Below are 13422 nucleotides of genomic sequence, written 5' to 3'. Positions count from 1 at the left end.
ATGAAATCTCCTCCACCTTGCAAATACGCCATATTTAGTGAATTATGCTTTTTCACGATCGATATTATTGTTATCATAGCAACATTTCTAGTTTAAAGCTGTTGGTGTTGGAATGCCATCCCATTTTGCATAATAAATTCATGGATAATGGGTCTCGTATTTTCTTCACATTTTAAGTTATAAAGAGCTCTTTTACTGTTTTCATATGAAACATATAATCAGATATATCACAGCTGTACTTTATTTTCATAAACATCCTTCAACTCCTTCCCACACCTTAATGGATAAGGATTTTCATTCGAATCAAGTCTGCAAATAGTCCAGCTTCTAACGGATTTTCCTTGACTTCCTAATCATGTGCTTCTCTTAAACTCAAAGCTTTACAAACAAGTCTAAGAATATTCACCACACACTAAAAACACACTTAATATTTAAGGAAGATGCCGTATATCACAGTCCTAAATGACAGTGTTTTACGGTACAACAAGATAATGCCACCAGTACAATAAATATCTTTCATAAATATGAGTAATAAGAAATCATAATCTCATATAAGATTGGAATATGATATGAAAAGTAATTATACTGTATCTGTTTTACATAGCTGCTAAAATAAGCAATCTACCGCAGTTTTTAGTTGTATTGATAGCTTTTTAATCATACTCATCATGACTCGAAATATTCTGATAAGTTCATAAACTCATAAAATAATTAGCTTAGAATATCGTGCAAAAGATGCAAAAAATCAGAACACTATCTCTATTCAACTCATCAAATATTACGTACTGCACCCTTTGCAGCAGATGTGGTCATCGCTGCATAGGCTTTGAGAGTCTTTGAAACTTTACGCTGACGCTTCTCAATCGGTTGCCAAGCGCCTTTTCCTTTTGCTTCCATCTTAGAACGGCGCTGCTTCATCTCAACGTCATCCACCAACATATGAATTCTACGATTTGGAATATCAATTTCTATGATATCCCCCTCTTCCACCAACGCAATTTCTCCTCCTTCAGCAGCTTCTGGTGAAATATGTCCTATTGAGAGCCCTGAACTTCCCCCTGAAAAACGTCCATCTGTAACAAGTGCACAAACCTTGCCTAATCCTTTAGATTTGAGATAACTCGTTGGATAAAGCATTTCTTGCATTCCAGGTCCACCACGTGGGCCTTCATAACGGATTAAAACAATTTCACCTGTTTTAATCTTATCAGTTAATATAGCTGAAACAGCTGAATCTTGGCTTTCAAAAATTCTTGCTGGACCTTTAAAGGTTAAAATTGACTGATCAACACCTGCTGTTTTTACAATACAGCCATCTTTTGCAAGATTTCCATAAAGAACTGCCAATCCTCCATCTTGTGAATATGCATGTTCCCTATCGCGAATCACACCTTTTTCACGATCAAGATCAAGGCTCTCATAGCGACAAGATTGGCTAAAAGCTGTCTGTGTTGGAATACCACCTGGAGCGGCACGATAAAATGCATGAACTGTTGGCTCATTAGTTTGCTTTACATCCCAGCGATAAAGAGCTTCTTTCATTGTTTTTGCGTGAACCGTATAAGTCGATGTATCAATGAGTCCCGCCGCATCCAGTTCGCCTAGAAGCCCCATAATACCACCAGCGCGATGAACATCTTCCATATGTACATTTGCAACAGCAGGAGCAACCTTACATAAAACAGGAACACGACGTGAAAGATGATCAATATCCGTCATGGTAAAATCCACCTCACCTTCTTGCGCCGCGGCTAAAAGATGCAGTACTGTATTGGTTGATCCCCCCATGGCAATATCAACGGTCATTGCATTTTCAAAAGCCTTGCGTGAAGCAATAGAGCGCGGCAAAACTGTTTCATCATCTTCTTCATAATAACGTTTAACCAATGCAACAATCTGTTTTCCAGCTTCTTCAAAAAGCATTCGTCGATCTGAATGTGTTGCTAACATTGATCCATTTCCAGGAAGCGAAAGCCCCAATGCTTCCGTTAAGCAATTCATAGAGTTGGCCGTAAACATCCCTGAACAAGAACCACATGTAGGACAAGCTGCACGCTCCATTTCAGCAACTTCTTCTTCTGAATTTTGTTCTGAAGCTGCTGCAACCATGGCATCGACCAAATCAACCGTTAGATCTTGATCCTTCCATTTAATCTTACCTGCTTCCATAGGACCGCCTGAAACAAAGATTGTCGGAATATTCAACCGTAAAGCAGCCATTAACATACCAGGCGTAATTTTGTCACAATTAGAAATACAGACAAGTGCATCCGCACAATGTGCGTTAACCATATACTCTACAGAATCAGCAATGATTTCGCGTGAAGGCAAAGAATAAAGCATTCCATCGTGCCCCATCGCAATTCCATCATCTACAGCAATGGTATTAAATTCTTTCGCAACACCACCGGCAACGGCTATCTGTTGTGCGACTAATTGCCCAAGATCTTTTAAATGGACATGCCCTGGTACAAATTGTGTAAAAGAATTCGCAATCGCAATAATGGGTTTACCAAAATCTGCATCTTTCATCCCTGTTGCACGCCAAAGACCGCGGGCTCCTGCCATATTGCGCCCGTGAGTCGATATTCTTGAACGGTAAGAAGGCATTATTTTTTCCCCTCAAATAATTCCATTTTGCTTGTTGTGCTGTAACTTCATTATAAAAACAAGAGCTTTAATATTCAAAAGAGAAAAATACCTTGTACTGCGGCATTTGAAGCACAAAATTAAAAGCTCTGCATAAACTTTTTCATAAAGCCTTTGTTTTTTATTACCTGTTAATCAACATCTAATCCCTGTGCAAGTCCACGTTTGAGACAAATATCAAAACGCTTCAGTATGACACGAACTGTTCCAGATTTTTGTATGCCAGATTTGGTTAGCATATTGCATCTATCTGTTTGCGTAATTTCTGGAATTGGAAAGAATATAAAGAAATCGTGATAAAAATCTATCATCTCCTTATAATTCAGCTTTACACCTTTCAAACGCATTCATAAAAATATCTTTTAAATAATGATGACGCATTATCTCATGCTTTTGTTTTTACACTCTTCAATAGAGCTACTCCCCTCAGGAAGAACAAAACACACCAAACAAAATACACTTGTATAGCCTTTATACTCATTTTAAAGAGACATCTTTCAATGCACTCGAGCCCATTTCACGATAGCGCCTATGAATGGTATAACAGCCCCCGTGAATAATATAAATCTATAAGGGACATCTTCACACTTATGAAGAAGAAAACTGACACCATCATACATTTTTTTATCCCCATATCGTGAACGTCCTTGGTAATTGAGACAATTAAAAAGAGATATTTTTATTCCTTTCTTCAAGTGTTTTTATCCACATGGCTCTCCCTGCTTATGACATCAAGCAAGTGACTTTAATTGTTTCAATATAAGAAGATCTCAAATGAGAGAACCTTATGATATTCGGGACTCTCATTCCAGTTGTAAAAAATTAATTATGAATATAAATCAATACTTAATCTAATTATAACTCACATTACACACTTTACGAAAAAACAGATAGAATTTATAAAGAGTACAGCTTTTTCTCGTAAGGTAATCTAGTGCAGAGTTACAATTTGTAGTTCATGCTCATTGGCTCCAGCAAGGGCGATAGAACGCTCATCGGATAAAATGATAGGATAACCTGTTTCACCAAAGAGAGCCCATATCGTAATGCCTGGGGTCATCGGTGGAAGATCTGGAAAGTTTTTAGCCAGATCATCTGTACAAACTTTTTTTAAATAGGCAATCTGTCCCGCATCAGAGTAGGATGTGTTCTGAAACGACAAGTTTTGTTTGTGTTCTCCCATTTCACTGTTCCTTTACGCCTTAACTTTTATGACTCACCACTACTGACTTTAATTGGAATCTGTTTTATTTCTTTTTTTAATTTTGGTTGATACAGATTAATTGATAAAAGACCATTTTTCAACTCTGCATTTGTAACATGCATCCCTTCCGCGAGAACAAAGGTTCGCTGGAATTGTCGCGCAGCTATACCGCGATATAAATATTGATGATTTTGGTTGTCTGTTTGTTTACCATGAATAACCAATTGATTATCATCGAGTAAAATATTAAGATGGTTAATCTTAAATCCAGCAACAGCCAAAGTTATCCGGATATGATTTGCATCATCACTTTTATGCAAACGTTCAATATTATAGGCTGGGTAAGCCTCATCAGCTTTACCGATACGTTGCAATATTTTTTCTACGGTTTCAAACCCTAAAAGAAAAGGATTGGAGAAAGGCGTCACATGTGTCATTCATGAGTATCCTCTTTAAAACGGCTTTACTTGACCAAACTCTATAAAAGTGTTCGCTGCACTCCTCTCATATGGCGAGCGTGAATGATAACTTCAAGAGAGAAGATTTAAGAGAGTTCAATGCCTCAAAGTAACATAAAATTATCAAAGGTGCGAAATTTATTTAGTATATTGTATAATAAAGATGAAATTGCGGAAATATTTCGCCGTTTTTCTGTGCAACGCCCAACACCTAAGAGTGATCTTAACTACATAAATACTTTTACACTTTTAGTTGCCGTTGTGCTTTCGGCTCAAGCGACAGATGTAAGCGTTAATAAAGCGACAAAAGAATTATTTTGCCTTGCTGATCAACCGGAAAAAATGGTTGCATTAGGGGAAGAAGAAATAGCAAATCATATCCGTTCAATTGGCCTTTGGCGTGCAAAAGCACGTAATGTTTATGCGCTTTGCAACTGTTTAATTGATTATTATGGCGGTCAAGTACCCGATACGCGTGAAGCACTCATGGCCCTTCCTGGAGTGGGGCGCAAAACGGCTAATGTGGTCTTGAATGTTGCTTTTGGTCAGCCTACATTGGCAGTAGATACACATATTTTTCGCTTAAGCAATCGTCTTGGTTTGGCGCCTGGCAAAACACCAGAAATTGTTGAGAAAAAATTATTAAAGATTATACCGGTTCATTATATTCGCCATGCGCATCATTGGCTGATTTTACATGGTCGCTATATTTGTCAAGCCCGTAAACCACAATGTACGCAATGCATTATTGCCGATTTATGTAAAGCAGCCATCAAAACAAATGCAATTCCAGCACCTTTGGTTGAGCTTCAAGGCAATGGAGCGCCGATTTTTTTGTAATACGGTCTTGCTATTTTGTGTATACTAGCTTATGAAAACGTCTTTAAGAGCCGCCCGGCAGGGCATGCCGTGGCTGTTTAAATGCTTGTTCAAGCGTTGGTCCGCTTGAGTGAATAAAATGTTTGATTGAATAAATTAATGTACGGAGTAGCAAAATGCCCAAGATGAAGACCAAATCATCCGCTAAAAAGCGGTTTAAAATCACTGCGTCAGGCAAAATTAAAGTAGCAGCTGCCGGTAAGCGCCACGGCATGATTAAGCGTTCGAATAAATTTATTCGCGATGCACGTGGAACAATGGTTTTGTGTGAACAAGATGCTAAAAAAGTCATTCAGCATTATTTGCCGAATGGTATTTAAACCTTACGCTTTTGATTTTGAGGAGATTATAATATGGCTCGTGTGAAAAGAGGTGTGACAGCACACGCTAAGCACAAAAAAGTTCTTAAACAGGCTGAAGGTTTTTACGGTCGTCGTAAAAATACCATTCGTGCAGCTAAAGCAGCGGTTGATCGTTCAAAGCAATACGCTTATCGTGATCGCAAAAATAGGAAACGTACTTTCCGTGCTTTGTGGATTCAGAGAATTAATGCGGCTGTTCGCGCAGAAGGTTTAACTTATGGACGTTTTATTGATGGCTTATCAAAAGCCGGTATTGAGGTTGATCGTAAGGTTCTTTCAGATATAGCAATCCATGAGGCAGAAGCATTTTCTGCTTTAGTTGATTCGGCAAAAAAAGCTTTAGAATATTTAAAAGATACGACACCTAATGCTTTCGAAGGCGCTGTCAAATAAGCCAGTCGTGTTCTCTTAAAGCATTCATTTATTCGAGGTCCCGTGCTGGCTATTGCGAGTGCGGGTTTTTCTTTATTAAAAAATAGGCAAAAATATGAATGATATTGAGCGTCTGGAACAAGAAATTTGTTTAGCCTTAGAGGCAGCAGGTGATGAACAAGCACTTGAAGAAGTGCGTATTGCAGCATTGGGTAAAAAAGGTAGTATCTCTGAAAAATTAAAAGAATTAGGAAAAATGGATGCTGGCGAGCGCCATAAAGTTGGACCAGTTCTTAATGGATTAAAAAATCGCATTTTAGAATTATGGGCACAAAAGCGTGATCTTCTGAAAAGACAGGCAATGGATGCCCGTCTTTCTCGTGAAACAGTTGATGTTACCTTGCCTGTTCGCTCTTCACCTATAGAACGGGGACGCATTCATCCTATTTCACAAGTGATTGAGGAAATTATTGCCATTTATACAAAGTTGGGTTTTTCTCTTGCAGAGGGACCTGATATTGAAACAGATTATTATAATTTTACAGCATTGAATTTTCCTGAAGGGCATCCAGCGCGTGAAATGCATGATACCTTCTTTTTTGATGTTGATAAAATGGGAGAACGAAAATTATTGCGAACCCATACATCACCCGTACAAATTCGCACACTAGAAAAACAAAAAGCACCGATACGAATCATTATTCCTGGAAAAACTTACCGCATGGATTCGGATGCAACACATTCTCCCATGTTCCATCAGGTAGAAGGTCTTGTCATCGATAAAACCTCCACCATAGCCCATATGATGTGGCTACATGAAACCTTTTGTAAAGCATTTTTTGAAGTTCCCTCTGTAAAAATGCGTTTTCGTCCCTCTTTTTTCCCTTTTACCGAACCATCTATGGAGGTAGATATTCAATGTGATCGTTCTGGTTCAGACGTAAAGTTCGGAGAAGGACAGGATTGGTTGGAAATTTTAGGATGCGGAATGGTGCATCCCCAAGTGTTGAAAAATGTTGGTTTAGATCCAGATGAATATCAAGGTTTTGCATGGGGCATGGGCATTGATCGTATTACCATGTTGAAATACGGTATGCCTGATTTGCGGGCTTTTTTTGATGCTGATCTGCGTTGGTTAGACCATTATGGCTTTCGTTGCTTTGATATGCCTGCTTTTTTTCCTAATAGAAATGTGTGATCTTAGTCATCGCTTTCATGTGAGGTTTTAAAATGAAGTTTACATTGTCCTGGTTAAAAGATCACTTAGAAACAAATGCATCTTTGAATGAAATTTGTGAAAAATTAACCGCTATAGGTCTTGAGGTTGATTACGTTGATGATCGGTCTTCTTTAAAAGGTTTTGTGATTGCAAAAGTTTTAACAGCAATAAAGCATCCTGATGCAGATAAACTTCAAATTTTATCAGTCGATACAGGGACTTCCACACCTGTTCAAGTTGTCTGTGGAGCACCAAATGCACGCGCAGGTCTTGTTGGTGTTCTGGCACTACCAGGCACTTATATTCCAGGACTTGATGTAACATTATCTGTAGGAAAAATCCGAGGTGTTGAAAGTTTTGGGATGATGTGTTCACAAGCGGAGCTTGAATTATCAAATGAGCATGATGGGATTATTGAACTTCCAGAAGATAGTCCTATTGGAGGTTCATTTGCAGCTTATGCTGGTTTAGATGATCCGGTTATTGATATTGGTTTGACCCCTAATCGTTCCGATTGCACAGGTGTTCGTGGTATTGCACGTGATCTTGCTGCCGCTGGAATGGGAAAATTAAAAGAATTATCCCTGTCAAAATTTGATCCTTCCTTTGAAACACCTCTCGATGTTTCATTAGATTTTTCGCAAGATTCATCATTATGTTTAGGTTTTGCTTGGCGTGAAGTGCGCAATGTTCAAAATGGTGCATCACCACAGTGGATGCAACAGCGTTTGAATGCAATTGGTCTGAGACCGATTAATGCGCTTGTTGATATGACCAATTACATCAGTTTTGACCTTGGTCGTCCACTCCATGTTTTTGATGCAGATAAAATTAAAGGTAATTTGTGTGTACGTTGCGCGCGTGAAGGAGAGCAGCTTCAAGCACTGAACGGAAAAATCTATCATCTTGACCCTAAGAATTGTGTCATTGCAGACGACGAGGGGGTTGTTTCGATTGCCGGTATCATGGGCGGAGAAAGAACGAGTTGTGATGAAACAACACATCGCGTTATTATTGAATCGGCGCTTTGGGATGCGCGAAGCATTGCACAAACAGGAAGAGCATTAGGTCTTATCAGTGATGCACGTTATCGATTTGAACGAGGTGTTGATCCGGCTTTTATAGACACAGGACTTGAGATTGCAACAGAATTGGTCTTACCTCTTTGTAGTGGTGAAGTATCTAAAAAGAGGATCATTGGCTATCAGCAACAAGAAATCAAACAGATCGCTTTTCCTTTTTCTGAAATTAAACGTTTAACAAATTTGGAAATAGAACCTGAAAAAGTCATCTCTATTTTAACAAAACTTGGATTTTTTGTTGAAGGAAAAGGAGAAATCGTTACGGTAAAAGTACCATCATGGCGCCCTGATATTATGGGTAAAGCCGATTTGGTGGAAGAGGTTATGAGAATTTATGGGTTAGATAAAATTAAACCTATTCCTTTGGAAAACTTTGCAGAAGGAAAAGATCAAATTTTAACATGCGCACAAATTCGTTCACGTGCTACACGTTTGGCTCTAGTGCAACGTGGTATGAAAGAAGCGGTGACATGGTCTTTTATTTCTGAAAATCAAGCTCTTGCTTTTGGAGGAGGTCAAGAAGAGCTTAAATTAGTTAATCCTATTGCTGCTGATATGTCAATGATGCGTCCTTCCCTTTTACCTGGCTTGATTATGGCGGCACAAAGAAATGCTGATCGTGGTTTTTCCGATCTTGCTTTGTTTGAAGTTTCAAGTATTTATGAGGGCGACACCCCTGATAAACAACACCGTGTTGTTAGTGGAATTCGTCGCGGAACAGAGCAATTTAAAGGGGCTGGGCGTTTTTGGAATGGAAATGCAACCGTCGTTGATGTTTTTGATGCCAAAGCAGATGCTTTAGCTATTTTAGAAGCATGCGATATGGATGTTGGGAAAGTGCAGATTGAAGTTGGAGCACCGGATTGGTATCATCCTGGTCGTTCAGGTGCCATAAAACTTGGATCAAAGATTATTCTTGGTTTTTTTGGTGTTTTTCATCCTGCTACATTAGAAAAGTTAGATGTCAGTGGCCCTTTATGCGGCTTTGAAATTTTTCTAGATCGAATTCCAGAATCAAAGAAAAAAACGACCAAAAGCCGTCCTCCTTTGAAACTCTCACCTTTTCAAATGGTGCGGCGTGATTTTGCCTTTATAGCGGATAAAACTGTTGCCTCTTCTCTTATTATTCGGGCGGCAAGTGGAGCCGATAAAAAACTTATTCATTCAGTGCAGGTTTTTGATATTTTTGAAGATTTAAGCTTTGGTGAAGATAAAAAATCTGTTGCAATTGAAGTAACTATTCAGCCCATAGAACGGACTCTAACAGATGAAGATTTAGAAAAGCTTGCCTCAAAGATCGTGGATAATGTTACCAAAATGACAGGTGCATATTTACGCTACTGAATATTCTCATTTTTTATGAGATATTTTACATGAAGTGGGAGCTTGTTTGAGTACTCCCTTTTTGTTTAGCACTCAAGAGCTATAGAGCTTCTTGAAAGGGGATCTTATTACCAAAACAAGCTGCTTAAATCATCAGTTTTTTCAATATGAAAAAACTGTTTTTAAACATCTTGAAAAGTTATTTTTTCTCTTAATCCTTCATTGCAAATGTAAAAGATAACTGCTATTGCTAAATGATAATGCAAATTATTTGCAATAAAAAGAAGGCATATAAAGAAAAGAGAGAATCAATGAACGTAAGAACGTTTTTCACCATAGTTTTTGGAAGTGTTATTTTTTTTACACCCAATTTTGCTTTGTGTGCTGGTAAATTTAAAGCTGTTACGACATTCACTATCATTGCTGATATGGCACGCAATGTAGCAGGTGATGCCGCTGATGTTGAATCCATTACAAAACCAGGTGCGGAAATTCATGAATACCAACCCACCCCACGCGATCTTATGCGTGCTCAGGGAGCTAACCTTGTATTGTGGAATGGTTTAGAGTTAGAGCTTTGGTTTGAAAAGTTTTTTCAAAATATCAAGGATGTTCCAAGTGTTGTTGTTTCAAAAGGTATTGTACCCATTAAAATTGGTGAGGGCCCCTTTAGCGGTAAACCCAATCCTCATGCGTGGATGTCACCGACCTCTGCTTTGATTTACGTTGATAATATTCGCGATGCTTTTGTAAAATATGATCCTGAACATGCTGAAATTTATAAACAGAATGCTGAAATTTATAAACAGAAAATTCGTGCAACGATTGATCCAATTAGGGCTGAATTAGAAGCTGTACCGCAAGATAAACGTTGGCTTGTAACCAGTGAGGGGGCTTTTAGCTATTTGGCGCGTGATTTTGATCTAAAAGAACTTTATTTATGGCCCATCAATGCTGACCAACAAGGAACACCACAGCAGGTCAAGCATGTTATTGATATGGTTCGCAAATACAATATTCATGCAGTTTTTTCTGAAAGCACTATTTCCCCTGCGCCTGCTAAGCAGGTTGCCAGAGAAACAGGAGCTAAATACGGTGGTGTTCTTTATGTTGATTCTTTAAGTGAGAAAAATGGTGAGGTACCCACTTATATTGATTTATTACGTGTCACGAGTGGGCGTATTAGCAATGCTTTAGTAGAGGGAGTAAAAAACCAATGACGGAATGTGGAATTTTTGCCCAAGGAGTAACGGTAACATATCGTAATGGACATACAGCTTTACGCGAAGTGAATTTTGAAAGTCCAAAGGGTTCTATTACGGCATTGGTTGGTGTTAATGGATCCGGTAAGTCAACGTTATTTAAAGCGATTATGGGGTTTGTACGCCCCTCAAAGGGAAAAATTCGTATGTTTGATTTGCCCGTTGATATAGCTTTGAAAAAAAATCTTATTGCTTATGTTCCTCAAAGTGAAGATGTTGATTGGAATTTTCCTGTCTTGGTTGAAGATGTTGTATTGATGGGGCGGTACGGTCATATGAATTTCTTTCGCTATGCCCGTACACAAGATTATGAAGCCGTTCGTATTGCCTTAGAACGCGTTGATATGTTGGCTTTTGCCAAGCGCCAAATTGGAGAACTTTCTGGTGGACAGAAAAAGCGTGTTTTCCTAGCGCGCGCTCTTGCACAGAAAGCAAAAGCTATTTTATTAGATGAGCCGTTTACAGGGGTTGACGTTACAACAGAAGATAAAATCATTGCTTTGTTACAAGATCTCCGTAAAGAAGGAGCAGTGATCTTGGTTTCAACTCACAATTTGGGTTCTGTTCGCGAATTTTGTGATCATACAGTTTTAATAAAAGGTACTGTTTTAGCTTCTGGGTTAACAGAAAAAATCTTTACAAAGGAAAATCTGGAGAAAACTTTTGGTGGGTCTTTGCATCACCATATTTTTGATCTTCAAACCACAAAAAAAAATGATGTTTTCATGGGAAGAAAGCAGTCTGCCGTTTGTGAAGATATTGAAAGAGTGGAGCACGTTGCATGATTTCTTGGTTGCTTGAGCCACTGAGCTATCAATATATGGTGAATGCAATGTGGGTTTCTGGGTTAGTTGGGTGTGTTTGTGCCTTTCTTTCAGCTTTTTTGATGTTAAAAGGTTGGTCATTGATTGGTGATGCACTTTCCCATTCGATTGTTCCTGGTGTAGCAGGAGCTTACCTTTTAGGGTTACCTTTTTCACTCGGCGCTTTTTTTTCTGGTGGTCTTGCAGCAGCAGCAATGCTCTTTTTTAACCACCGGACAAAGCTTAAAGAAGATACCATTATTGGGCTCATTTTTTCTTCCTTTTTTGCCTTTGGGTTGTTTCTCAAATCATTAAAACCAATGGCTGTTAATATTGATACGATTGTTTTGGGAAATATTTTAGCAGTGAGTTCAACAGATATTCTACAATTGGCTTTTATCGGCTTTGTTTCGTTGCTTATATTGCTTTTGAAATGGAAAGATCTTCTTGTTTCATTATTTGATGAAACGCATGCGCATGCCATTGGATTAAACGTAAAATTTTTAAAGATTCTCTTTTTCACATTGCTTGCCGCTTGTACCGTTGCTGCGATGCAAACCGTTGGAGCGTTCTTAGTCATTTGTCTTGTTGTGACACCTGGGGCAACGGCCTATCTTTTAAGTGATCGTTTCGTAAACATCTTGGTTATTGCAGTTGTAATTGGAACCTTCACAAGTGTCTTGGGTGTTTATGTGAGTTATTTTTTGAATGCACAAACGGGGGGGGTTGTAGTGCTTTTTCAAGCATCTTTATTTGTTTTGGCTTTTATTTTTGCTCCTAAACATGGGTTTATTGCTGCGCGCTTACGCATAAATGCGGCAAAAAAGGGTGTAATATTATCATGATTGATCAATTACTGCTTCCGTTTCAGTTTTCTTTTATGCTTAAGGGTATGCTTATTGTCATGATTCTTTCTATTCCCATGGCGATGCTTTCCTGTTTTCTTATTTTGAAAGGATGGGCGCTGTTAGGCGATGCCATTTCTCATGCAGTTTTTCCAGGTGTTGTTGTTGGTTATATGACAACACCATGGGTAATCGCATTTTTAACTTCTTTGCCATTTGCTTGGTTTCAGCATATACGTCCAGAGAATATTACAATGACTTTGATTACTTGCGGTGCTTTTGTTGCAGGAATGGTGTGTGCACTATTAACGGGTTTTTTAGGGAGCAATAGCCGTATCAAACAGGACACGGTGATGGGTGTGGTCTTTTCTTCAATGTTTGGTTTGGGGCTTGTTTTAGCCACGTCTATTTATAGTAGCTTAGATTTGAATCATATTCTATTTGGTAATCTCTTGGGTGTTAACTGGCTTGATATAACGCAGACGGCAATCATTTCTGCTGTTGTCACTTTTATTTTAGCAGCAAAATGGCGCGACTTTATGCTGTATATTTTTGACACAGTTCAAGGACGTGCAATGGGGTTACCAATATCTCTACTCCACTATACCCTGCTAACGATGATTTCTCTTACAATTGTTGCGGCTTTGAAAGCTGTAGGTATCGTACTCGTTATTTCTTTACTGATAGCACCAGGAGCAATTGCCTATCTTGTCACAAAGCGGTTTTCTTTTATGTTAATGATCGCGATACTTGTTGCAGCTTTTTCTGGTTTTTTAGGGATTTATCTCAGCTTATTTATCGGCTCTGATTCTGCTTCCACAATTGTGTTGATCTTGACGTTGATTTTTATGGCTATTTTCATGATGATTTTCTTTCGTCGAAACACAGTTCAAGAGACTTGAAAGTGTTAAAATTCATGCATATCAGCCATGCATTTTTATATATTGTTTCTCATTTTTATTTT

At 38.5% G+C, this 13422-nt stretch carries 13 protein-coding genes; 9 read left to right on the top strand and 4 right to left on the bottom strand.

Features of this window, described 5'->3' with window-relative positions:
* Positions 1-771: 771 nt before the first annotated feature.
* The 4 genes from ilvD to ACFIMG_RS08030 form a co-directional block, all read right to left on the bottom strand.
* Positions 772-2610: a dihydroxy-acid dehydratase gene (gene ilvD / locus ACFIMG_RS08045; RefSeq protein WP_375678811.1), complete on the bottom strand. Its 1839-nt coding sequence runs from the start codon at positions 2608-2610 to the stop codon at positions 772-774.
* Positions 2611-2780: 170 nt separating this feature from the next.
* Positions 2781-2960 carry a hypothetical protein gene (locus tag ACFIMG_RS08040; protein ID WP_375652402.1) on the bottom strand — a complete coding sequence of 60 codons (180 nt, stop codon included), beginning with the start codon at positions 2958-2960 and terminating at the stop codon, positions 2781-2783.
* Between the two features lie 620 nt (positions 2961-3580).
* A complete protein-coding gene (locus tag ACFIMG_RS08035; protein WP_012754519.1) occupies positions 3581-3832 on the bottom strand; it encodes a DUF1150 domain-containing protein in 252 nt (83 codons plus the stop codon).
* A gap of 26 nt (positions 3833-3858) precedes the next feature.
* Complete coding sequence (locus ACFIMG_RS08030) at positions 3859-4290, bottom strand: Hsp20 family protein (protein WP_375612819.1); 432 nt, start codon at positions 4288-4290, stop codon at positions 3859-3861.
* A gap of 120 nt (positions 4291-4410) precedes the next feature.
* Between ACFIMG_RS08030 and nth the strand changes: the two genes are divergently transcribed.
* The 9 genes from nth (at position 4411) to ACFIMG_RS07985 (ending at position 13360) form a co-directional block, all read left to right on the top strand.
* Positions 4411-5151, top strand: a complete 741-nt coding sequence (gene nth, locus ACFIMG_RS08025; protein ID WP_375678812.1) for an endonuclease III — start codon at positions 4411-4413, stop codon at positions 5149-5151.
* Between the two features lie 155 nt (positions 5152-5306).
* Positions 5307-5510 carry a 50S ribosomal protein L35 gene (gene rpmI / locus ACFIMG_RS08020; protein ID WP_183193590.1) on the top strand — a complete coding sequence of 68 codons (204 nt, stop codon included), beginning with the start codon at positions 5307-5309 and terminating at the stop codon, positions 5508-5510.
* Positions 5511-5543: 33 nt separating this feature from the next.
* Positions 5544-5945, top strand: a complete 402-nt coding sequence (rplT, locus tag ACFIMG_RS08015) for a 50S ribosomal protein L20 (RefSeq protein ID WP_375678813.1) — start codon at positions 5544-5546, stop codon at positions 5943-5945.
* A 94-nt stretch (positions 5946-6039) separates the two neighbouring features.
* Entirely contained in the window at positions 6040-7122 is a 1083-nt protein-coding gene (gene pheS, locus ACFIMG_RS08010; RefSeq protein WP_375678814.1) for a phenylalanine--tRNA ligase subunit alpha, read from the top strand.
* A 32-nt stretch (positions 7123-7154) separates the two neighbouring features.
* Positions 7155-9569 carry a phenylalanine--tRNA ligase subunit beta gene (gene pheT / locus ACFIMG_RS08005; protein WP_375678815.1) on the top strand — a complete coding sequence of 805 codons (2415 nt, stop codon included), beginning with the start codon at positions 7155-7157 and terminating at the stop codon, positions 9567-9569.
* 290 nt (positions 9570-9859) lie between these two features.
* Entirely contained in the window at positions 9860-10768 is a 909-nt protein-coding gene (locus ACFIMG_RS08000; RefSeq protein WP_375611408.1) for a metal ABC transporter substrate-binding protein, read from the top strand.
* Positions 10765-11595: a manganese/iron ABC transporter ATP-binding protein gene (locus tag ACFIMG_RS07995; protein ID WP_273790252.1), complete on the top strand. Its 831-nt coding sequence runs from the start codon at positions 10765-10767 to the stop codon at positions 11593-11595. The genes ACFIMG_RS08000 and ACFIMG_RS07995 overlap by 4 nt, the downstream gene beginning before the upstream one ends.
* Positions 11592-12458, top strand: coding sequence for a metal ABC transporter permease (locus ACFIMG_RS07990; protein WP_375611406.1), 867 nt, complete (start codon positions 11592-11594; stop codon positions 12456-12458). The genes ACFIMG_RS07995 and ACFIMG_RS07990 overlap by 4 nt, the downstream gene beginning before the upstream one ends.
* Positions 12455-13360, top strand: coding sequence for a metal ABC transporter permease (locus tag ACFIMG_RS07985; RefSeq protein WP_375678816.1), 906 nt, complete (start codon positions 12455-12457; stop codon positions 13358-13360). Before ACFIMG_RS07990 ends, ACFIMG_RS07985 begins: the two co-directional genes overlap by 4 nt.
* Positions 13361-13422: the final 62 nt, after the last annotated feature.

It is taken from the genome of Bartonella sp. AP11XZML (genome assembly GCF_042196445.1).
GTDB lineage: Bacteria > Pseudomonadota > Alphaproteobacteria > Rhizobiales > Rhizobiaceae > Bartonella.
This window is presented reverse-complemented; position numbering and strand designations above follow the sequence as displayed.

Excerpts from the sequence above, each read along its gene's own strand:
- ACFIMG_RS08000 (WP_375611408.1), top strand. The coding sequence starts at position 9,860 with ATGAACGTAAGAACGTTTTTCACCATAGTTTTTGGAAGTGTTATTTTT.
- ACFIMG_RS08030 (WP_375612819.1), bottom strand. The coding sequence starts at position 4,290 with ATGACACATGTGACGCCTTTCTCCAATCCTTTTCTTTTAGGGTTTGAA.
- ACFIMG_RS07985 (WP_375678816.1), top strand. The coding sequence starts at position 12,455 with ATGATTGATCAATTACTGCTTCCGTTTCAGTTTTCTTTTATGCTTAAG.
- ilvD (WP_375678811.1), bottom strand. The coding sequence starts at position 2,610 with ATGCCTTCTTACCGTTCAAGAATATCGACTCACGGGCGCAATATGGCA.
- ACFIMG_RS07990 (WP_375611406.1), top strand. The coding sequence starts at position 11,592 with ATGATTTCTTGGTTGCTTGAGCCACTGAGCTATCAATATATGGTGAAT.
- ACFIMG_RS08040 (WP_375652402.1), bottom strand. The coding sequence starts at position 2,960 with ATGATAGATTTTTATCACGATTTCTTTATATTCTTTCCAATTCCAGAA.
- rplT (WP_375678813.1), top strand. The coding sequence starts at position 5,544 with ATGGCTCGTGTGAAAAGAGGTGTGACAGCACACGCTAAGCACAAAAAA.
- ACFIMG_RS07995 (WP_273790252.1), top strand. The coding sequence starts at position 10,765 with ATGACGGAATGTGGAATTTTTGCCCAAGGAGTAACGGTAACATATCGT.
- rpmI (WP_183193590.1), top strand. The coding sequence starts at position 5,307 with ATGCCCAAGATGAAGACCAAATCATCCGCTAAAAAGCGGTTTAAAATC.
- pheS (WP_375678814.1), top strand. The coding sequence starts at position 6,040 with ATGAATGATATTGAGCGTCTGGAACAAGAAATTTGTTTAGCCTTAGAG.
- nth (WP_375678812.1), top strand. The coding sequence starts at position 4,411 with ATGCCTCAAAGTAACATAAAATTATCAAAGGTGCGAAATTTATTTAGT.
- pheT (WP_375678815.1), top strand. The coding sequence starts at position 7,155 with ATGAAGTTTACATTGTCCTGGTTAAAAGATCACTTAGAAACAAATGCA.
- ACFIMG_RS08035 (WP_012754519.1), bottom strand. The coding sequence starts at position 3,832 with ATGGGAGAACACAAACAAAACTTGTCGTTTCAGAACACATCCTACTCT.